The following is a 20597-nucleotide window of genomic DNA, read 5'->3' as shown; positions in this document are numbered from 1 at the left end:
ATAAACTCTCTTTATTTAAAGTATAAAAAATATTATAGAATTTTACTATTAACTTCTTAATTTATTCCACAAAATACCATAATATTCATGAATAGCTATTTGAGAATTTTCAAAAGAATCAATACTCGGAAGCATAAAAAAACTTATGTCATCTCTTTTTTGAAAATCTGTAGATGCTGATATAGCGTCAATTCCAGTATTTTTAAAAAGGCTTATGGCACGAGGCATGTGACTTGCAGATGTAACTAAAATAAGAGAAGAATTTTTTACTATATCTTTACTAAAAAGAGCCTCTTCTTTTGTATCCTTTGGCTCACTTCCAACTATAATATTTTCTTTATTTACTCCAAGTTCCATTGCTATTTTTGCATGCATTAAAGCATTTGAAGTATCTGTTTTTCTAGCATAACCTGTAAAAATAAGCTTCGAGTCTTTTAAATGCTTGTGAATTATAACACCTTCAATCACCCTAGTTAAGCCTGTTGGTCTGATTTGTGAAGAGAGAGGTTGCGTAGCATCTGTATTGTGTCCACTTCCTAAAACATGAATATATTTTGCCTCTCGTTTATAATCATATTTTGTTTGCATATCTTCTAGGTTACTGATTAAAAAATTTGAAAATGGTGGGTAAGAGAATAAAAACATAAAAGTAAAAGCAAGATATAAAGAAGCAGTTGATAAGTTTTTTTTCTTCATCTTTAAAAATAGATACCAAAAGATAAATAGTAAAAGAATCATTCCGTAAGGCTCTATAAAAAAAGAAACCAACTTCTTTAAAAAAAATCCTACTTCATTCATCTAATTACTCCATTAATTTCTTCTACTACTTTCTCATCCCAAAGTAACTCTTTGTGGCTTAATCCATCTACTTCTTTGTAAAGAGCTAAATTTTTAATATAATTTTTTAGATTTCTAGCATTTTGGATATATGTTGTTTCATCATCACGACTTACAAAAAGATAAGTCTTGGCATCTATACTTTGAACATGTTCATAGTTTCTAAATTTGTATCTAAAAACATTACTCAAATCAATCATAGGAAAAACACCTCTTTGTACGAACTTTTCTTTTGCGACAGATGCGATGGAATCAAAAGAGCCAACTAAAATAACTCCCAAATTCTTGTGTTTACTCGCAACATAAGAGGCAACACTTGAACCTAAAGAAAATCCTAAAATATAAAAATCACCATAATACTTTTGAGTTAATGAAGCGATTTGAAGTGAATCTTTAAAAAGATTTTTCTCACTTGCTACACCCTCACTTTTTCCATAAGAACGGTAGTTAAAAGAGATAATCCTAAGTGTTGGGTAAGTAAGTGATAGTTTTTTAATCAAACCTACTACATCGTGTGAACGACCACCAAAAAAGAGCATCGTATTTTTAAACTCTTTTGGAGTAAAAACAACACCTTCAAGCTCAATTCCATCTTCATTGTTTATACTAAGCATCTCAAATTTATCGTCAAGCTCACTCTCTCTATGCAAGGTTGGAGTAAAAATCATATGATATTGCCACTCATAAAAAGCATAAATTAAAATCAAAAATGTAAAAAATAAAAAAGCTATGTAAATCATGCGAAGAATTATAGTAGAATTTAAGAAACACGCTGATTAAGGGATTTAGGACATATTTGTAATAACTTTACTATGATTTAGAGTGCTTATGGTTACAAAATGGTTATAGTTTTATTTTTGTGTATAATGAGAAATATACTACCCCAAGAAAATCAAACAACTGAACCCTCTGAACAAGCCAGATGATTCTTCTTTATACTAATATTCTATCATTTTAAAAATTCTCTTTCAATTTTGAAGTGAGTTTCTGTCTTGTTTTTCTATATTTCTACTATTTATTAGCATGTTAGAACCTTATTTTGTTCCTTTTGTATCAGTTCCTAGCCCTTACCAGTGCAGGTGTCCGTCTCAGATTATAACAAGCAGCCAACATAAAAAAGTGTTGTTGATTTTTATCTATTCCCCGATATCTGGTTTTTCTGAAGTTCATATGTTGTTTTATAAATGCGAATGGTAATTCCACGAGACATCTTATCTTTGAGAATCTTGTATTATTTCTTGATTGTTTAGGTCTTAGTTTCGATTGACCTCTTACTCGTCTTTCAACTATACCAGCAAAAATACCTTTTGCTCTTAGTGCCACTTTTCTTGCCTTTTGCATATAGCCGCTATCTGCAAAGATAGCTTTATCTTCATCTTGAGTAAGTTCATCGAATTGAGTACTATCATGAGTTGATGCAGTTGTAGCTATTACTTTTTTGATGATACCGTTTGTATCAGTTGCTATATGCATCTTTAATCCATGATGTTTACGACCTCTTTTTGAAGTATAGGTTGCATCAGAATCATGGGCTTTATTTGAAATAACTTTACCCTTGTCATCTTTTTTTCTCTTTGGTTCGCTTGAGTGGATGAGAGTAGCGTCTATAAGAGTTCCCTCATTGAGTATAAGTCTTTTAGATTCCATCATCTTTTTTACTTCTTCAAATATTGAACCTAGCAGCTCTTCTTTTATAAGTTTGTTTCTAAATTTACAAATTGTAGTCTCATCTGGAATAGTGTCTTCATCTTTAATATCAAGAAACTTTCTAAAGCTTATACGGTCATGTATAAGCTCTTCTACAGTTTCTGGTAAGGAAACTGTCACACGTGTCATTGGATCTGACAATCCATACCAATTCTGCAAGAAGAGTGAGCCTACTAATATCTTTGCAATGATAGATGGTCTTCCTGTCTTACCTTTGTTAGGTTTATATACATTTTTCTCTATAAGTATTTTCTCAATTGCTTCAAATGGAATAATCTCTTTCATCTCATTTAGAAACTTCATACTCTTCTTACCACCTTGGTATTTCATGGCATGGTCAAAAAAACTTAGTTGCATATTTATCCCTCAAACTTAGCTTCTTAGTATATCTATTTTAGCTAATTATTGGTTTGAAGGAGGTTAAGTTAAATTGCTTGATTGTTCAGAGGGTTCAACTATTTCTAAAGTTTAATTCTTAAAAGAGTAAAACTTTAGAAATAGTTGTTTGATTTTCTTGGGGTAGTATAATGATAGTTTAAAAATAAATGATGAGAATTACACTAAATCTAGTGAAAATGTAGCATAGGGTAACAGGTATTTAGGGAATTAGATTTTTGAAAAAGTTGTCTTGACATATTGGGGTAGTATAAAATTCGAAAAAAACATTACCCTTAAGGTACAAAATAATATCTTTTTTTCTTTAGAATCATGACTATATGTGCAAAAAAAGAACTGTAATTCTTTTACTTTAAATATAAAATTATTTATATAATTGACATATTTGTCGATATATTTAAGTTCTTTTAGATAAATTTGTTGTACATCTGTTATACTATTACATTTTTTGTATGGTATACTTGCATTAATCTTAATAAACTTAAAAGGAGTTGTCATGTCAGAAGTTTTAGAACTAGTATTTAATGGAACAGAGATTATGTTCAATTCAAATAAAAAGATTTTAATCAAGAGAATTAAATCTCTTGATGCGAAAAAAGAAATTCGTATTGCTAAAGCAAGAATGAGACATAGTGTTATTCAGCGTTCTTCAAATAGAGTTAGAATGATTGCTGATGAGGCTTTAAGTGAGTAATAAAAGTCTTAGGAAAAGTATAAAACGACAAAAAGTTGATAAGGTGACTACTCGGAACCTTCATCTTGTAGCTGGAAAGCATGAACATACACATTCCGTTGCCCCAATATCTGCTTCAGAAATAGAAAAGTTAGAATCAATAAATCCAGAGTATGTAGATAGGCTTTTTTCAATAATGGAGAAAAGTGTAGATGTAGAAGAAAAAGAAGTTAGCATGTATTTCGAGGCTGTTGCCAGAGAACAAGAGAATGATGAGCTTTCTATTTATGCACAGAATGAACTTTCAAAAAAAGCTATTCATTATTCTACTGCTTTAGTTGTTTTTCTTATTTTGTCTGCAATTAGTTTTGCTTATATTGATTTAGAATATATTTCTTTAGCTCTTGTTTCTACTGTAATTGGTGTAGTTGTAAAAGCTATTATGAAGGATAACAGTAAAACAGAACCTGATAAATAAAATATATTTTAAAAAAGTAGCTAAACATTTGGAGATTTTTATTCTTGATTCTTTAAAAGATTTTATAGAAAGTTTTCTTCTGAATATGAGATAGCTATATATAAAAAATTTGAAGAAAAGTTAGTTATTTTAATCATACATATAACAACTCGGGAAAGTGCTTATAAATAAACTCTACACTAAAGAATAACTAACAATATCAACTATCCCATACAAACTAGATATATACTTGCTTATGTTTAATATTATAGGTACAATTCCACTAATTATACGAGGAAATATATATGCAAACATTTGGAATTTTTTCAACAAACTTTGACCACGAGTATTTAACTAAACATTACATCTATATCAATGAAAAAGATGAGAGTAGAGAAGATATAAAAATCGACATTAATGATTTAAAAAGAATGCTCAAAAAAAAGAGTAAAAGTGTTGCTGGGACTATATTTTTATATAACCCGACTATTAGTCCAGTAGGCTATGATAACAACTCAGCATTAAGTGAGCAAGGTTTTGATTATGATGGTGAATTTAAAGAATTAAACTTCAATGACACTATAAATATTTTTTCAAAATCAATCAGAGATGGATATAGAGGTAAACTTATAGAAATTAAGTACCTTTTTAATCTTAACAAAGCCAACATTGAGCCAACTCCTATACTAGAAGAGTTAGATTCTGATTTAGATAGATACTATTCTACTCAATTTACTCGTTATGATAAAGAGCTAAACTATCATGATTATTTAACTATGAGTCTAAATGGTAAGTTTGTTTATTTTGGAAGCGGACACAAATATGACAAACATCATAAAGAGATAATAAATTATGCTAAAAATATTGCGATTCAAGCAGTAAAACTAGGTAAAGAAGTATATTTTACACATGATAAAAACTATGATGCTGATGAGTGTATAGATATAGCTTACTTTCTTTCTCCTTTAGCCGCAGGTAAAATACGAGAAAAAAGAATAAACTCATTTAAAGACTCTTTTAGAACTTACCCTCCAACTATTCAAAAATTAAAATAATTTTTTAGCCCATCTAGTAAAAAACCTATTTGGGCTTAATCTTTTACTTATCTCTTTAGCTTCTAAGATATGCTCACTTAATATTTTTGCTATATATGGAGCTAAAACAAAACCATAACCACCATTTCCATTTATCATGTATAAGTTTGGATAGTAGGTGTAGTTTTGTGTATTTGAACTCTCTACTTCATATCTAATATTTTTACTAGCTAATGTTTCTTTAGACATAACTAATCCACCAACAATAGGCATGTAATCATAAGAACCAGAACGAAGACCTGTAAAATCTCTCAAAACTTTAATGTCTTTCAGTTTAATAGTTTTACCAGCTTTACTAAGTAATTCTGCTCTACCTTCTTGCAAATCATAAGGAGTAGTAGACTTTTGCGGATGATAGTGAACATTATGTGTCGCACCGATAGCTAATTCGCCATTAAAGCTTGGAGATATAGAAACATCTTGATGAATACTGCAAGGATTTTCACTTGAAGTTTCAATATCAATGCGATGCCCCCACACACCACTTAACTTTATATATGGTTCTTTTATAATTGACTCATAAGCACCTGTTGCAAGTAAAACATTTTTAGCACTATATATCTCATTTATAACCCAATATGCTTCATCATAAACTATAGATTCTACTTTTTGCTCTACAAACCTAGCACTTTTACACATTGCACTACACATAGCCTTAGCATTTACTACTCCAGCATCTATACAAATATATCCATACTCTTTTGCATAAGGAGTTAAAGTATTTAAAAAAGTCTCAGATGCAACTTGTAGCTTCAAAGAAGTTTTTTCTTTATATTTTGCAAGTATTTTTGATGATTTTGCATCTGTTGCACTATGAAAAAGTTTTGTTTTTTTAAGAAGATGTGGAAATTTTTTCTCATAAAATTCCATGCTGTAAACAAAGGCATCATTTAAAAGTTCTTTTAACTCACCTTCTTTAGAAAACTTAGGAGCTATAAAAGCACCAGCAGCACCACTTCCCCCATTAGCAATTCCCTCCATATCAAAGATAACAACTTTTTTCCCAACCTTAGCAAACTCATAAGCTACACTTGCACCGTTTATTCCTGCACCAATTATTGCTAAGTCATACATCTAAAATCTTTCATTATTTTCAATACTATACCTTTTTAAGATTGTATTTTCAATTTTTAAAGCCTTTTCTCTGCATATAGCTACTTTAACACCATCTTCATTTTCTAAAACAAGGTACTTACCTTCAAACTCTTTAAGTATTTTCACAAACTCTTTGAAATTTTTAAACTTTTTAGAATTTACTCTATCTATTATCCAAAGAGAAAAATCATGATCTCCTCTGCTTATATCAGATGCAAGAACCTTCAAAAGTAAAACAACATCATCTTTATCTTCTGTTGCCCATTTAGATGCTGCTTCTCTAAGGCTAAGAAGTGTGGAACGACTATTTTGGAGTAGATTTCTACTCAGTGGAGAGAAAACATAACCACCATATATGTAGTATCTTGGCATCTTGTCATAAATAACTGTATCTACTAAAAGGTTATCATTTGCTATATTGTTAAGCTTTATTGAGAGTTCTTTTTTCACTCCATTTCTCAGTACACGCATAGAAATTTTCTCACCAAGTTGTTTCTTATCTATATAGTATTTGTAAGATGTGAATTGATGATGTCTAAACTCTACTGTCCCATCATTTTCTATCTTATTATTATCTACGCTAAGAAGTACATCACCTGGTTTGATTTTGTCATAAGCAGGTGATTTTTCTGCCACATCTATTATTAAAACACCTGTTGTATCTTTATCCATCTCATTTACACTTCTTAGTGCTTCATTTTCCAGTTTTTGAGAACTTACTCCTAGATGAGGAAAACCATCATACTTTCCATCTTTTATATCAGCTAAAAAGTGTTTAACTATTTCGGCAGGAACTAAATAACCAAGATTTTGAGAGCGTGATATCTGCTGCATGACTACACCAACTATCTTTCCATCGCTTATAGCAGGTCCTCCACTATTTCCAGGATTTACTGCGGCATCTATCTGAATAGACAAAAATATCTCTTTAGAATGGGCATACATATTATGTTCTATTCGCGAAACTATGCCAGTACTCGCACTTAGACTATCTCCACCCATTGGAAAACCATAAACTGTAACCTCTTGTCGTATAGTTGGCAACTCGCCAAATGTTAAACTTTTAGCGCCTTTAAAAAATGATTCATCAAGAACTGTGAGTATCGCCAAGTCAGCTTGATGAGAAATATAATCCACTTTTGCTTCATATCGTTTAGATGAACCATATCGCTTCACTTCTATAAATGTTTGATTTGCAACTATATGAGCATTAGTAAGTATTCTTTTCCCTTTTCCATTTATAATACTGCCTGATCCATGAGACCTTCTTATAGTAGAGTTCCATGGTGTCATATAGTTGGGTGTCTTTGATACTGTATATATTTTAACTATAGATTCTTCCACTTCAGTATTTGCAAATATATTCGTACTTAGGAGTATAGTAAATAGTATATATAATAATTTTTTCATTCTCTACCTTTTCAGTTGGTATTTTATTTTATCTTTTTTTTGGTATAAAATAAAGAACACTCTCAAATATCCCTTCCATATAGTGCCGCAAATAAACCTTATACTCACTCTCTATATCTAAAACTTTTTGAGGAATTTTATACCAGTCCTCCGCTTTATGATAGATGCAAATAGCTAAAATGGGTTTATACTTCTTAATAATCTCTCTAGAACCATCTATCGCATCTTGTTCTGCACCTTCAATGTCTAGCTTTATAAAATCAACTTTTTCTTTTACTATATTATCGATTGTATTTATATTAGTTGCTTGATAGTTATGGTCACAATTATTTTGATTATTATCTTCATTTGTTGAACCTAATTCTTGCTTAGCTCCCAAACCACAGTTTATAAACTCTATGCCTTTTGTATCTGAAAAATTTCTTTTTGCTATATTTATATGCAAATTATTTGGTTCTATGGCATAAATCTTTTTAAAATCAGGAAAGTTTTTTATGATATTTGGAAGAGTATCACCGACATAAGCACCGCCATCTACAAAACATATATTTTTTATATTTGGAATTATATCTTTATCAAAATACTGTTCGTCATGGTTATTTGTAAAGCCCTGCATAAACTCAAAGTCAAATGAAATTTTAAAGTTAAGCACTTTAGTAAAAACTTCTTGAGATCTCACATCTTCAAGTAAGTTATACAAGTAAGCATACTCTTTGTGATGGTTTTTAAAGTTCTCTTCAAAGTCAAGTATAAAAGGAGGTTCAGCTAAATCAAGCATTGAGTATCTGTAAAATGACAAATAATTAAAGTTACTAAAGCCCTTAGCATCTAGAGTATTTTTTACTTCTAATGGACTTCCAGTTGAAACTGAAAGAATTATAGAGTCTTTTTTAACATCATCGATACTAAGAACAGACTTTTTACGGGAGCGTTGAACTCTGCTAAAGTCATCTATAATACCATCAACTTCTACATACTTTAAGATAGACTTGGTAAGTTTATTTATACCTAAAATGTACTTTTTTGTGGAGGTTGAAGTCGATAAAAAAAGCTCTGTTAGTTTTTTATCTTCTTCATTTGTGTAGTTAAAATCTACTAAATTAAACACTTACTTCTTTAATATCTGCAATTTTCAATATACTTTTATATATAGATGCTACTAAATATTTTCTATTATTTTTAAGATTTTCATCTTCAACATTTACCATTACATCATCAAAAAACTTATCAAGATTTGGTTTTAAACCTAAAAGTGCATCTAGTTCTTCTTCATAAGAGTTATATTTACAATCATTAACTCTATTATATTTTGTATATAATTCTTCTTCTGCTTTTTCTTGGAATAGTTTTACATCTACTGATAACTCCTTAGATAAATCTATATCTTTAGTTATATTTGCAACACGCTTAAATGTCGAAAATGCTTCAGAAAAACCTTCACTATTTACTATGGCATCTAGTGCTTGTATTTTTTTAGAAATAGCAACTAACTCTCTTTCTTTAGATGCTAAAACTGCTTCAACAACAGATGGATTTACTTTGTAGTATTGCTTAACACGCTCTAAGAAAAAGTTTTCTAACTTTTGCATATCTATAGATGCGTATCCAGATGCTAACTCTTTTAATGTTTTTGATATATCAAACTCTAAGTTATGTTCCGCAGTAATTCTTATGATTCCATTTACCGCGCGACGAAGTGCAAAAGGGTCACGAGAACCCGTTGGGATTTGATTTACACTAAAAAGAGCCAGCAGCGTGTCTAGTTTTATACTCATAGCAACTATGGCACTTAAAGGAGTTGAAGGAAGTTCACTATCTTCTCCATCTGGTAAATACTGCTCTTTTATTGCTGTTATAACCGCTTCACTTTCCTCAGCTTCTTGTGCATAATAACCACCCATAAGACCTTGAAGTTCTGTAAACTCATAAACCATTTCACTCATTAAATCAGCTTTTGCTAAGTTGATTGCTCTACTTAAATCTTCTTTCTTAGCATCTATCTTATAGATATCAAAAAGAGTGTTTGCTATTTTTGCTTCTCTGTCTATCTTATCTTTAACACTTCCAAGACCTTTAAAAAATGCAACTTTTTCTAGTCCATCTGTGCTTAGTCCATTTTTTAAGTCATTATCAAAAAAGAAAAGTCCATCTGCTAAACGAGGACGAAGAACTCTCTCATTGCCTTCTATGACTTTTGAAAAATCATCAGTAAGGGCATTTGATACAACTACAAACTTGTTAATTAGTTTTCCATCTTTAAAAACAGGAAAATATCTTTGATGCTCTTTCATTGAAGTTATGATAACTTCTGGAGGAAGTCTTAAAAACTCTTTATCAAACGAGCCTAATAGTGCTGTTGGATTTTCTGTAATTGCAACTACTTCATCAAGTAAATCATCATCAACTTCAATATTTACACCATTGTCTGTTTCAATAGCTTTAAAATCATTTAAAATTTGCACCATTCTATCTTCACAAAAAAGTGTAACACCACCATTTTTTAAGATTTCAAAGTATTCTTTTGAACCTTTAACTTCTAATGATTCAAAATTGCTTATACGATGAACAAAAGTAACTTTTGAAGACTTAACTCCAAAAAGTTCTAAATCTACAAGCTTATCATCAAGCATAACATTTACCCAGCGAATAGGTCTTATAAAACTTTCACTAAGACTTCCCCATCTCATAGACTTACCAAAGCTTAGGCTTTTTATCCATTCACTTATAATGCCTTCTAAGAGATCACATGACTCTTTACCCTTAACATCTTTTTTATAGTAAAGGACATCTTTATTGCCCTTTTGTTTTGTACCTATCTCACTAAGTTGTACTCCGCATTTTTTTGCAAAACCATTAGCAGCGGGTGTAGGTTCACCATCCTTATAGGCAACTGCCATAGGCGCACCAAAAAACTCTTCTTCACTATCTTCTTGGACACTCTTAAATTCTCGATGCCATATTACTAAGCGGCGAGGAGTATAATAAAATTCAAACTCACAAAGCAGTGAATTTTTTTCTAAAATATCAGCATATTTTTTTTCAATATTTTTAAGTTCTTTTAAAAGTGGAACAGCAGGTAGTTCTTCAACACCTATCTCAATTAGTAGCGTTTTTAGCATATTTTTACTCTTTTATTAAATTATTGCGATTTTATCTATTTTTTGGTTAAAGAGTGCTTTTATAAAATATTTCTTAAATAAGATAAATAAACTCTGATTTATCTTTTATGTAAATAATTATATAGCTACAATACTATATAAATTAAAAAATACAAGGAAAAAAAATGCCAAAGATTAACAAATATGTAGATATTGATACAGTAGAAAGAGAAGCTAAAAAAGATTTCATCGACCGTCACTCTCCGTTTATTACAGTTGAAGGTTCAGCCAAAAAAGGTAAAATACTTTCAGTAATTGTTAAAATGGGTAACGAATACACTCATCCAGATGATTTTGATCACTACATAGAAAGTATCAGTCTTTTTAACGGTGAAACAAAATTAGCTGGAGCTTCTTTTATTTCTGGAACTTTAGGAAATGAAAAATCTAATACACAAGTAACTTTTAACATTAGACCAATGGGTAAAAGACTAAAACTAGTAGCTCATGCTTACTGTACAAAGCACGGCATCTGGGAATCAACTCCTTTAGAAATAGCTGTAGCTCAGTAGCTGAATCTCGTAATTGAGGGCTTTATAGCTCTTGGTTATATCCACTTAAATATTATTCAAGTGCCACTTCAAATCATTTTCTCATGCAAATATATCATATTAAGAGGATAATTGATTATGATAACAATTATTAATTTAATAGAGAACTAAGTATAAATAAATTATCATTCAATAATGTTTTAAGTTTTACTTAAAAAAATATTTGAATGAGGTAAGATGAGTATAAATAATCTAAATAATTGCATAAAGAGAAACCGAGCAAATCATTCAAGAGTTAGAGAAGCAATTTATATTTTATTAATGAATAGTGATGAATGCTTAAATGTATCTCAAATCATCAAAGAACTTTCTACCTCATATCCAAAAAAACTTTCTCAAAATACTATATATAGGCATTTAAATTTTTTTATTGAATGCAAATTGGTTATAGTCATACAAGATGACTTTAAAAGAGCCTACTACTATCTTAAAGAAAATACTCCGATGCTATTTTGCATCTGCACTACTTGCACTAGAGTCACAAAACTACCAATAAATGAAAGTGTTGAATTAAAAGAGTTTACAGATGCAGAATTTATTACTATTCATAAAATATGTAATGAATGCAATTTAAAAATATAAATGATAATGGTTACCATTTTAAATAAATAATAAGTTTTACTTTGTACAATTATGATATTAATTTTCAAAATTATAATCAAAAAGGGAAAAAATGAATAAATTAATTAGATTAAGTTTAGTAGCCGCACTAGCAATTAGCACATCAGCATTTGCAGAAGAGTCAAAAGAAGCTAATAGCATTCAAGAAATGTTTAGCAAGGGTACGGCAAGTGGGCAAATCCGTCTAGGTTATGCTGCTAATAATACAGAGGTTACTGATGCTAAAGATACATCAGCAGCTGCTATTGGTGGTCAATTAAAGTTTGAGACTGCAGCTATTAAAGGTCTTAGCCTAGGTGCTGCAATGTATACTTCTCACTCTTTACCTGTCCTAAGTGGCGATGTTAATGATAATACATTCACTAACGAACTAACTTCAGATAATCGTCAATATACAGAATTAGCAGAGTCTTATCTTAATTTTAATTACGAAGGTTTTAACTTTCGTGGTGGTCGTCAACTTATAGATACTCCACTAGCAGATAGTGATGATATTAAAATGACTCCACACACTTTTGAGGCATATATTGCTTCTTATACGCTAAAAGATTTAGGTCTATCTTTTATTGCGGGAAGTGTATTAAGTTGGCAAGGTGTTGATGATGGTTACGATAATGTAACAAATCGTAGATGGACAAAAACTGGCGAAGATGGTACTTATGTGGGTGCTGTAACATATTCAAATGATATTATTGAAGCTAGTGCTTGGTACTATGATGTAACAAAAGCTGCTTCAGCAATATATGCAGATGTAACTGGAACTATTGCAATTAGCGACGATATTGAGATTGTTGTAGCTGCTCAATATCTTAGTGAAAGTGAAAAAGATATTGTAGCTGGTGTACCTAGTACAATTGAAGGAAGTATTGTAGGGGCTATGGTTGAAGCTGGAATTTATGGTGCAACTTTATCGGTAGCTTATGATAGCGTAAGCGTTAAAGATGGAAAACAAATTTTTGAAGGATTTGGTGGTGGTTCTTCATATACTAACATCGATACTATGACAGCAGGTACTCTTCATGATGGTAGTGTTAGTGATGGTAGCTCGTACACTATTGGTGCTGCTTACGAGATTGCTGGTGTAAACATATTTGGTGTTTATGGAGATTATCAGGCTAACGCTGTTTCTGGAGGAGCAAAAGCTCATGTAACTGAAATAGATGTAGGTTTAGAATATGAATTCAATGAAGGGGAAGCTGATGTAGCATTTGTTTATGTTATAGGAGAGGATAAAGAATCTTCTGCTAAAACAGATTTTGATAATAATCGTATGCAACTAGTAATGAACTACAATTTCTAAAACCATGCCCTTCGGGGCATATATTCTTCTTTTACACATTTACTTAATCAAAAATCTTGACACTTTTGATTAAGTCTGTGTATTAAATAAATTTATAAAATAAAGGTATTAAAATGATGAAACAAAAAAAATTAACATTATCTATAGTAGCTTCTTTAGCGGTAGCTTCTTTAGCAATGGCTACCCCATATGCAAATACTAAAACTACTGTTTTAGATAAAACATTTAAAACTGCTGGAGCAATGTTCGCTTATACTGAATTTGAACTCTCTGGTGAACCATTAGCTGAGGCATTAGGACTTGACCTTGATACATTAGATCCAAATGCAATAAATGAACCTACTGAATTTGACTACACAACAGGTATTGAAAGTTATGAGTATAGCGAGGAAGCTATGTATGCTATCAACTATCAGTCAAAAATGGGACCACATTTAGTGAATGGACTACTAAATAAACAAAGAGGTGGGAATATGCAATCTTTGGCAAAAAGGTTCACACATTTTGCTAAAGTCACAGGAAATGATCCAGAAATCATTCCTTTAAATATGCACCCTACTGCCCTTCCGTATATCTCTGGTCTTCCAGAATTTGCTTCAAAAGTTGATACTACTACTGTAAATAGTGATGAAGTTGTAGTATTTAGACACGGAAAAGAGAAAAAAATAAAAACTGCTGTTCCTGCTTATTTAAGAGATTATAAAACTCTAGCTTGGAAAGAAAGTGGTATGGATAAAACTTTTAATCCAGCAGCTTTTGGTGGTGCTTTACTTAAAGATATTATGTGGGCTCAAGATTTCTTAGGCAGCATGCATGTAACCCTAACAGATGAAGAAGTAGAAGCTTCAAGCTCTACTATGGATCACGATGGAAAACATACACTTGGTGTATCTTCAGCTGATGGTGTGAATGGTGCTATATTAACTGAACTTTCTCATGAAAGAATCCTTTATATGCAAGAAAAACTTGGTTTTAATGGTCAAAAATTAGGTGTAACAATAACTCCTAAATATAATGCTAAGAAAAATCCAATTTGGTTTGCTAACAAAGTAGCAGTTACTGAGGGTAAACGAAATGGAACGAAATCAGTTAAAACTTTAAAAGTTATTGAGTCTCACTCAAGTTTAAGAGATACTTGGGGTGTACTATGGCCAATGAGTGAATTTTATGCATTTAGTGACCAAAGAAAGAACAATAAAAATCAAAACCCAGCATTTTCAAGCGTGTTTGATGGTGACCCATTCAAAAAAGCACCTTCTAAGAATACAGATGCTAACACAAAAAATAATATTAAGAGTGATGATGCTTTCTCAGTAGCGAGTAACTTATCTAATATGTTATTTCAAAATATGTCAACTTTACACTTTAACAAAAAAGCTGGAACACTTGTAGATAGATATGATGGAAAACAAGGAGCAAGAGTTACAACTTTTGATGCAGCTTATTCAATGGAAGCTTTAAGAATTTTTCAAAGAGTTACGGATGCACTTCCAGTTGGTTATGGCTCAGGAGAAGGAGCAGCATCTCTTGAAACAGCAGAAGGTAAAAAAGCAATTAGACTTATAAAGACACAAGCAAATTTCTTAATAAGCAATCTTAAGTGCAGAGATGGTCTTTATTATGATGGCTATATATTAAATAAAGGTGTAGTAAAGACTAAATCAATTGGCACACAGTTTGCAGTAGTAAGAGGTCTTACATCAGCATACTTAACAACTCATAACAAAAAGTACAGAAAAGAAGCAAGAGCACTTATGGTAGCAATTGAAAAAAATATGTATGATAAAGATATTGGTACTTATGTAGATGCTTCTAAAGAGTACACACCTTATTCTATTGGTGCAACAAGTGGTGGACTAAGAGATGCAATGCAACATCTTAAAAACACTGGTAGCGAGAGTGAACCATCACTAGAACTTAAAAACCTTACAGATAGATTTACAAGATGGTTCCAGTTGGTTATTAATGGAAACTCTACAACACAAGGTGCTCAACTTTCAGAATGGTTACTTGACACTGGTGAGTTTGTAGATGCAGCAAACAAAAGCGATAATAATAGTGATAAAGATAATGTTACCTCAATTACAGGTAACAATACAGCTATGACAATGGCAGCAAAAGTTAAGCTGTCAAAATAAATAAACTACTTAATATTAGTAACAGGCACCGCCTGTTACGTCAGTTAACACTTAATAGAAAGACTAACAAAAGAAAAAGTTTTAATTGTTGGTCTTGATAATATAAATAACTACTACGATAAAAACTTAAAATACACAAGACTTCAAAAACATCAACTGAGAATAGACTAAGAACTGTTAATTTAAGCTGTTCTCATTAGTATCTTAGTTAAAATTATGGTTCTTTAAATATTAAAATGGACTAAAAATGACTCGTATTATTATAATTATGCTATTGATATTAAGTGTAAATTCATCAGCTAACCAGGTTAATGAAAAATCAACTCAATATAAAAAAACGTGTGATAATGGAAGTATGAACGGATGTATAAACTTAGGTGTTCTTTACTTCACTGGTGATGGTATAAAAGAAAATCCTAAAAAAGCAAAAAAACTATTTGTTAGAGCTTGTAAAAAAAGATATCTTAAAGCTTGTCATTATTTGGGAACTATATATAAGCGTGGTGCGGATGGTATTGATAGAGATATTAAAAGAGCAAAAAACTTCTATGCGTACGCTTGCAAAAGAGGATATGCAAAAAGTTGCGAACAATATGATTTAATAAGAGAGAAACCAGAAATTAAAGGTTCAGGTAAAAATGTTATCAATTCTGGATATACCTATTCACCTCAAATATATGGCGGATAATAACAGTGAGGATGGCTAAATAATGAGTGACTTATATTTTTTAGAATATTTTATAAATCCAAATCATAGAATTTATTGGATTTATATATTAACCACTCTATTTATTGCATCTGTATATCTAATATTAAATCCCAAAGAGAAAAAAATAAATTTAAGTAAAAAGTTATGGTTGCATCCAAGTGCTACTTTAGATTATAAATTTTTTGCTGTTTCATTTTTTATTAAAGTTTGGTTGGTTCTTCCTCTATTGATAGTCGGTATAAATAATGTTGCTTTATTTACACAAGCACTGTTGAATGATTATTTTGTATTTTCTTCATACGAAGGATTAATCTATCCCGAAATTATACTTCTTTTTACAGTAAGTTTATTTATAGTGAGAGACTTTACACTCTATTGGATACACCGTTTTTTACATACAGTTCCATTGTTATGGGAGTTTCACAAAGTACATCATAGTGCAAAGGTTTTAACGCCTATAACATTTTATAGAGTTCACCCAATAGAAAATATTTTATTTGGATTTGGTTTTAGCCTATCCATCGGTATAGTAGTTGGTATATTTATTTTCTTTTTTAGTGAGCAATTAAATATTATTGATGTGTTAGGTGTTAATATTTTTGTATTTGTATTTAATATTTTAGGCTCAAATCTAAGACATTCACATATTAAGTTGAAATATTTCAAATGGATTGAAAAAATATTCCTTTCACCATTTCAACATCAAATACACCATTCAGTAAAATTCTGTCATTATAATTTTGGTGGTGTTTTAGGTATTTGGGACTTGTTGTTTTCAACTATAAAACACTCTGAAAATATTAAATATATGAAACTTGGAGTAAGTACTCAAAATAAATTTAAAAGCGTAACAGATTTATTGCTCTTGAGATAAAAACATAATTAAAAGGAAAAAAAATGGTAAAAATAATTTTAAGTATAGTTGTATTAGTTATTTCATTAAATGCAAATGAAGTAAATATTTACTCACATAGACACTATCCGTCTGATGAAATTTTATTTAAAAAGTTTACAGAGAAAACTGGTATTAAAGTTAATGTAGTTAAAGCCAACGCTGATCAAATAATGAAAAGGTTAGAAGAAGAGGGAAAATACTCTCCCGCTGATCTTTTGTTAACAGTAGATGTTGGTAGACTTTACTATGCTAAAGAAAAAGGTCTGCTTCAACCCATAAAGTCGAAATTTTTAGAAGAAGTTATACCTTCTAATTTGAGAGATAAGGAAGGCTATTGGTTTGGTGTGACTAAGCGTGCGAGAGTTATTGTGTACAATGTAAACACTGTTGATCCTAAGTCATTATCAACTTATGAAGCCTTATCCAGTAAAGAGTACAAGGGTTCTATTTTAACACGAAGCTCTACTAATATTTACAACCAGTCTTTACTAGCATCTATCATCGCTCACAAAGGTGAAAAAGAGGCTAAGGCTTGGGCAAAAGGTATAAAGGAAAACTTTGCTAGAAAACCAACTGGTAGTGATCGTGACCAAATGAGAGCTTTAGCTGCTGGAATAGCTGACATCGCTATTGTAAATACCTACTATGTTGGTAACTTGCTTAATTCTGATAAGTTTAGCGATAGAGAAGTTGCCAAAAACATAGGAATATTTTTTCCAAATCAAGGTGAGAATGAGAGAGGTGCACATATAAACATCTCCGGTATTGGTGTGACAAAATATGCAAAAAATAGAGATAATGCTATAAAGTTTATAGAATTTTTATGTTCAGAGGAGTCGCAAAAAGTCTTTTCATCACTTAACTATGAGTATCCTGTTAATAAAAATGTAAGCCCTTCAAAACTATTACAATCATGGGGTAGTTTTAAAGAAGATGATATTGAGCTTTATAAACTCGGTCAGAACAATGCTAAGGCAGTAAAAATATTTAATGAGGTTGGGTGGCAGTAACTTGATTAATCGTTGGTCATCTTTTAGTTATATCTTAACTTTTATTATTCTGCTACCTATTATATTTGTAATAAATCACTCTTTTGGCAGTGAAACAAATACTATGCAGCATCTAAAAGAAACAGTGCTGCTAGGGTATATAACCGATACTTTGATACTGGTTTTTAGTGTGGGCTTTTTAACACTTATTTTAGGGGTAGGAACTGCATATATAACTACATTTTATCATTTTAAGTTTGTTAGTTTTTTTGTATTTGCTTTAGCTTTACCTTTTATGATTCCTACCTATATCATGGGTTATATTTATTCTGATATATTTGGCTACTTTAATTATTTTCATCTTTTTTTACGCTCTATTGGAATAAAAGAGTATTTTAATGTTTTAAATATTTACTCTGTCATTATTTTTATGAGTTTAGCACTCTACCCTTATGTTTATTTAATTGTAAAAGCTTCATTTGAAAAAAGTAAAAGTGCTCTGCTAAACCCTGCCCTGAGCTTAGGCAGTTCTCGAAAAAAATTATTTTTTAAAATTATTCTTCCTCTGTCTCGTCCTGCTATTATTGGTTCTCTCGCACTAGTTGTCATGGAGACTATTAGTGAGTATGGTGTAACTGAGTACTATAATATCAAGACCCTAACAGTAGCTATATTTAATACATGGTTTGGCTTACATGACTCGGGGAGTGCTGCATATATGGCTGTAATTGCGATGATAATGGTTTTAACTGTTTTAAGCATAGAAAAATATAGTAGAGGTAAAGCCAAATATAAAATAGAAAACTCAAATACAAAAGTTAAAAAGCTAACTTTAAAAGGTTACAAACTCTACTTAACCTACTTTTTTATCTCTATGCCTGTTATTTTTGGCTTTATTATTCCTCTTATTTGGATTGGGGTCTATTCATTTGAATATGCTTCTAACATGTTAGATGAAAAGTTTTTAAATATTCTTTCAAACAGTTTCTTTTCTTCAGGTTTAAGTGCTTTTATCATTATGGTATTAGCTTTTTTTATTAGTTATACAGCTCGTATTTACCCAATCACTATAAATAAGTACCTTAGCAAAATCATCTCACTCGGCTTTACTATGCCAGGTGCTGTTATTGTTATAGGTATTATTATACTATTTGCAGATATTGACAAATGGTTAATAGAGCACTATTTTACAACTACTTTATTCTTAAGCGGTTCACTGTTCGCTCTTATATTTGGTTACATAGTTCGTTTTACTGCCATAGGTATATATAGTGTTGAGTCAAACTTAGAAAGAGTAAGTATTAACCTAAACAATGCGTCTAGATCACTAGGCTACAACTATTTTAAAACCATGTTTAAGGTTGAACTTCCTTTAATGAGAAATGCTCTTCTGTTTGGTTTTATATTGGTCTTTATCTCTGCCATAAAAGAATTGCCTATAACTTTAGTTTTACGCCCATTTAACTACGAAACATTGGCAACTAAGACATATACCCTAGCTAATGCACAAATGTTACAAGAAGCATCTATATACGCCCTAAGTATTATAGTGATTTCAATTATTCCCTTAAGTATTATAATATTAAAGGCCGAGAAATGATTTTAGAGTTAAAACAGTTAAATAAGAGTTTTGATAAACCTGTACTCAAAGATATTAACTTAGAGATTGAACAAGGTCAGATTATTTCCATACTTGGAAAAAGTGGAAGTGGAAAATCGACTCTGCTTAATGTTATAGCAGGTTTTGAGAGTGCAAAGAGTGGTTCGTTGCATATTAATGGTGAGACTATTTTTGACAAAAAGACAAATACCCAACCAGAAGATCGCAATATTGGTTTTGTTTTTCAAAACTATGCTCTTTTTCCTCACTTAAATGTAGAGAAAAACCTTTTGTTTGGCGTTAAAGATAAAAAGAGAAAAGAAAAGAAGTCATTAGTTAAAGAACTCCTAGAGATGATTGACTTAAAAGGATATGAAAAGAAGTATCCTCATGAGTTAAGTGGAGGAGAACAACAACGAGTTAGTTTAGCAAGGGTGTTGGCAACTGACCCTGATATTATTCTTTTAGATGAACCTTTTTCCAGTGTTGACACACTCTTAAAAGCACAAATAGAAAAGGAGTTATTGGCACTTATTAAAAAGAGTGCTAAGACTGCTATATTTGTTACACATGACCCCAAAGAGGCTATGGCTATAAGTGATAAAATTGCATTTATCCAAAATGGTGAGATTATCCAGTATGACACACCTCAAAACATTTACTATCAACCTAAGTCAAAAGCACTAGCCTCATTTTTTGGTATTGCAAATTTTATTGATGAAGAGTGTTATAGATTAAATCAAATATCTTTAAGTAAACAAAAAGGTATGTATAAAGCCAAATTAAATCACGCTATTTTTAGAGGTGAATATTATGAATTGTATATAGACCTAGAAGTAAATAAAAAACAATATCCTTTTATTGTATTTGACTATGATTCTTTTCATACAGAACAAGAATTTTTTGTATCTTTGACTTAATAGCATATTTTGATAGTGATTTTCAATATTTTAAGTAGAAAATAAAC

General features: G+C 30.8%; 19 protein-coding genes. 12 read left to right on the top strand and 7 right to left on the bottom strand.

What is annotated here, in order from left to right; genetic code table 11:
- Positions 1 to 48: 48 nt before the first annotated feature.
- The 3 genes from MOV42_RS06425 to MOV42_RS06415 all read right to left on the bottom strand — a co-directional run bounded on the left by MOV42_RS06425 (position 49) and on the right by MOV42_RS06415 (position 2901).
- Positions 49 to 798 carry a YdcF family protein gene (locus MOV42_RS06425; RefSeq protein ID WP_324172951.1) on the bottom strand — a complete coding sequence of 250 codons (750 nt, stop codon included), beginning with the start codon at positions 796 to 798 and terminating at the stop codon, positions 49 to 51.
- On the bottom strand, positions 795 to 1577 hold the full coding sequence (locus MOV42_RS06420; RefSeq protein ID WP_324172950.1) for an alpha/beta hydrolase: 783 nt from the start codon (positions 1575 to 1577) through the stop codon (positions 795 to 797). The genes MOV42_RS06425 and MOV42_RS06420 overlap by 4 nt, the downstream gene beginning before the upstream one ends.
- Positions 1578 to 1890: 313 nt before the next feature.
- Positions 1891 to 2901, bottom strand: coding sequence for an IS5 family transposase (locus MOV42_RS06415; RefSeq protein ID WP_324172949.1), 1011 nt, complete (start codon positions 2899 to 2901; stop codon positions 1891 to 1893).
- A gap of 535 nt (positions 2902 to 3436) precedes the next feature.
- Between MOV42_RS06415 and MOV42_RS06410 the strand changes: the two genes are divergently transcribed.
- The 3 genes from MOV42_RS06410 to MOV42_RS06400 all read left to right on the top strand — a co-directional run bounded on the left by MOV42_RS06410 (position 3437) and on the right by MOV42_RS06400 (position 5125).
- Positions 3437 to 3634: a hypothetical protein gene (locus tag MOV42_RS06410; protein WP_324172948.1), complete on the top strand. Its 198-nt coding sequence runs from the start codon at positions 3437 to 3439 to the stop codon at positions 3632 to 3634.
- A complete protein-coding gene (locus MOV42_RS06405) occupies positions 3627 to 4091 on the top strand; it encodes a hypothetical protein (protein ID WP_324172947.1) in 465 nt (154 codons plus the stop codon). Before MOV42_RS06410 ends, MOV42_RS06405 begins: the two co-directional genes overlap by 8 nt.
- Before the next feature lie 284 nt (positions 4092 to 4375).
- On the top strand, positions 4376 to 5125 hold the full coding sequence (locus MOV42_RS06400) for a hypothetical protein (RefSeq protein WP_324172946.1): 750 nt from the start codon (positions 4376 to 4378) through the stop codon (positions 5123 to 5125).
- On the opposite strand, the gene MOV42_RS06395 is transcribed toward MOV42_RS06400, so the two are convergent.
- Genes MOV42_RS06395 through glyS form a run of 4 tightly spaced genes read right to left on the bottom strand, consistent with a single transcriptional unit; the run spans position 5117 to position 10788 of the window.
- Positions 5117 to 6238: an FAD-dependent oxidoreductase gene (locus tag MOV42_RS06395; protein ID WP_324172945.1), complete on the bottom strand. Its 1122-nt coding sequence runs from the start codon at positions 6236 to 6238 to the stop codon at positions 5117 to 5119. The genes MOV42_RS06400 and MOV42_RS06395 overlap by 9 nt on opposite strands.
- Positions 6239 to 7669: a S1C family serine protease gene (locus MOV42_RS06390; RefSeq protein ID WP_324172944.1), complete on the bottom strand. Its 1431-nt coding sequence runs from the start codon at positions 7667 to 7669 to the stop codon at positions 6239 to 6241. It lies immediately after the preceding gene.
- A gap of 28 nt (positions 7670 to 7697) precedes the next feature.
- The gene (locus MOV42_RS06385; protein ID WP_324172943.1) at positions 7698 to 8777 is read right to left on the bottom strand and encodes an FkbM family methyltransferase; all 1080 of its coding nucleotides are present in this window, start codon (positions 8775 to 8777) and stop codon (positions 7698 to 7700) included.
- Positions 8770 to 10788, bottom strand: a complete 2019-nt coding sequence (glyS, locus tag MOV42_RS06380) for a glycine--tRNA ligase subunit beta (RefSeq protein WP_324172942.1) — start codon at positions 10786 to 10788, stop codon at positions 8770 to 8772. The genes MOV42_RS06385 and glyS overlap by 8 nt, the downstream gene beginning before the upstream one ends.
- Before the next feature lie 164 nt (positions 10789 to 10952).
- Between glyS and MOV42_RS06375 the strand changes: the two genes are divergently transcribed.
- The 9 genes from MOV42_RS06375 (at position 10953) to MOV42_RS06335 (ending at position 20550) form a co-directional block, all read left to right on the top strand.
- Complete coding sequence (locus MOV42_RS06375; protein ID WP_324172941.1) at positions 10953 to 11339, top strand: class II SORL domain-containing protein; 387 nt, start codon at positions 10953 to 10955, stop codon at positions 11337 to 11339.
- A gap of 216 nt (positions 11340 to 11555) precedes the next feature.
- Positions 11556 to 11960: a transcriptional repressor gene (locus tag MOV42_RS06370; RefSeq protein ID WP_324172940.1), complete on the top strand. Its 405-nt coding sequence runs from the start codon at positions 11556 to 11558 to the stop codon at positions 11958 to 11960.
- Between the two features lie 91 nt (positions 11961 to 12051).
- Positions 12052 to 13299 (top strand): hypothetical protein, encoded by a 1248-nt coding sequence (locus MOV42_RS06365; protein WP_324172939.1) that lies wholly within the window; start codon positions 12052 to 12054, stop codon positions 13297 to 13299.
- Between the two features lie 113 nt (positions 13300 to 13412).
- Positions 13413 to 15437 carry a hypothetical protein gene (locus MOV42_RS06360; RefSeq protein WP_324172938.1) on the top strand — a complete coding sequence of 675 codons (2025 nt, stop codon included), beginning with the start codon at positions 13413 to 13415 and terminating at the stop codon, positions 15435 to 15437.
- A 247-nt stretch (positions 15438 to 15684) separates the two neighbouring features.
- Positions 15685 to 16125 carry a tetratricopeptide repeat protein gene (locus MOV42_RS06355; protein WP_324172937.1) on the top strand — a complete coding sequence of 147 codons (441 nt, stop codon included), beginning with the start codon at positions 15685 to 15687 and terminating at the stop codon, positions 16123 to 16125.
- A gap of 22 nt (positions 16126 to 16147) precedes the next feature.
- Positions 16148 to 17020, top strand: a complete 873-nt coding sequence (locus MOV42_RS06350; RefSeq protein WP_324172936.1) for a sterol desaturase family protein — start codon at positions 16148 to 16150, stop codon at positions 17018 to 17020.
- A 23-nt stretch (positions 17021 to 17043) separates the two neighbouring features.
- A complete protein-coding gene (locus MOV42_RS06345; RefSeq protein WP_324172935.1) occupies positions 17044 to 18051 on the top strand; it encodes a Fe(3+) ABC transporter substrate-binding protein in 1008 nt (335 codons plus the stop codon).
- Between the two features lies 1 nt (position 18052).
- Positions 18053 to 19630, top strand: coding sequence for an iron ABC transporter permease (locus MOV42_RS06340; protein ID WP_324172934.1), 1578 nt, complete (start codon positions 18053 to 18055; stop codon positions 19628 to 19630).
- A complete protein-coding gene (locus MOV42_RS06335; protein WP_324172933.1) occupies positions 19627 to 20550 on the top strand; it encodes an ABC transporter ATP-binding protein in 924 nt (307 codons plus the stop codon). The genes MOV42_RS06340 and MOV42_RS06335 overlap by 4 nt, the downstream gene beginning before the upstream one ends.
- The last annotated feature ends 47 nt before the right edge of the window (positions 20551 to 20597 follow it).

The sequence above is a fragment of the Sulfurimonas sp. genome, from assembly GCF_029027405.1.
GTDB lineage: Bacteria > Campylobacterota > Campylobacteria > Campylobacterales > Sulfurimonadaceae > Sulfurimonas.
This window is presented reverse-complemented; position numbering and strand designations above follow the sequence as displayed.

What these genes read in the sequence shown, in the direction of transcription:
- MOV42_RS06425 (WP_324172951.1), bottom strand. Translation starts at nt 798, where the DNA reads ATGAATGAAGTAGGATTTTTTTTAAAGAAGTTGGTTTCTTTTTTTATA.
- MOV42_RS06360 (WP_324172938.1), top strand. Translation starts at nt 13,413, where the DNA reads ATGATGAAACAAAAAAAATTAACATTATCTATAGTAGCTTCTTTAGCG.
- MOV42_RS06355 (WP_324172937.1), top strand. Translation starts at nt 15,685, where the DNA reads ATGACTCGTATTATTATAATTATGCTATTGATATTAAGTGTAAATTCA.
- MOV42_RS06370 (WP_324172940.1), top strand. Translation starts at nt 11,556, where the DNA reads ATGAGTATAAATAATCTAAATAATTGCATAAAGAGAAACCGAGCAAAT.
- MOV42_RS06345 (WP_324172935.1), top strand. Translation starts at nt 17,044, where the DNA reads ATGGTAAAAATAATTTTAAGTATAGTTGTATTAGTTATTTCATTAAAT.
- MOV42_RS06400 (WP_324172946.1), top strand. Translation starts at nt 4,376, where the DNA reads ATGCAAACATTTGGAATTTTTTCAACAAACTTTGACCACGAGTATTTA.
- MOV42_RS06335 (WP_324172933.1), top strand. Translation starts at nt 19,627, where the DNA reads ATGATTTTAGAGTTAAAACAGTTAAATAAGAGTTTTGATAAACCTGTA.
- MOV42_RS06395 (WP_324172945.1), bottom strand. Translation starts at nt 6,238, where the DNA reads ATGTATGACTTAGCAATAATTGGTGCAGGAATAAACGGTGCAAGTGTA.
- glyS (WP_324172942.1), bottom strand. Translation starts at nt 10,788, where the DNA reads ATGCTAAAAACGCTACTAATTGAGATAGGTGTTGAAGAACTACCTGCT.
- MOV42_RS06410 (WP_324172948.1), top strand. Translation starts at nt 3,437, where the DNA reads ATGTCAGAAGTTTTAGAACTAGTATTTAATGGAACAGAGATTATGTTC.
- MOV42_RS06420 (WP_324172950.1), bottom strand. Translation starts at nt 1,577, where the DNA reads ATGATTTACATAGCTTTTTTATTTTTTACATTTTTGATTTTAATTTAT.
- MOV42_RS06375 (WP_324172941.1), top strand. Translation starts at nt 10,953, where the DNA reads ATGCCAAAGATTAACAAATATGTAGATATTGATACAGTAGAAAGAGAA.
- MOV42_RS06365 (WP_324172939.1), top strand. Translation starts at nt 12,052, where the DNA reads ATGAATAAATTAATTAGATTAAGTTTAGTAGCCGCACTAGCAATTAGC.
- MOV42_RS06350 (WP_324172936.1), top strand. Translation starts at nt 16,148, where the DNA reads ATGAGTGACTTATATTTTTTAGAATATTTTATAAATCCAAATCATAGA.
- MOV42_RS06390 (WP_324172944.1), bottom strand. Translation starts at nt 7,669, where the DNA reads ATGAAAAAATTATTATATATACTATTTACTATACTCCTAAGTACGAAT.
- MOV42_RS06415 (WP_324172949.1), bottom strand. Translation starts at nt 2,901, where the DNA reads ATGCAACTAAGTTTTTTTGACCATGCCATGAAATACCAAGGTGGTAAG.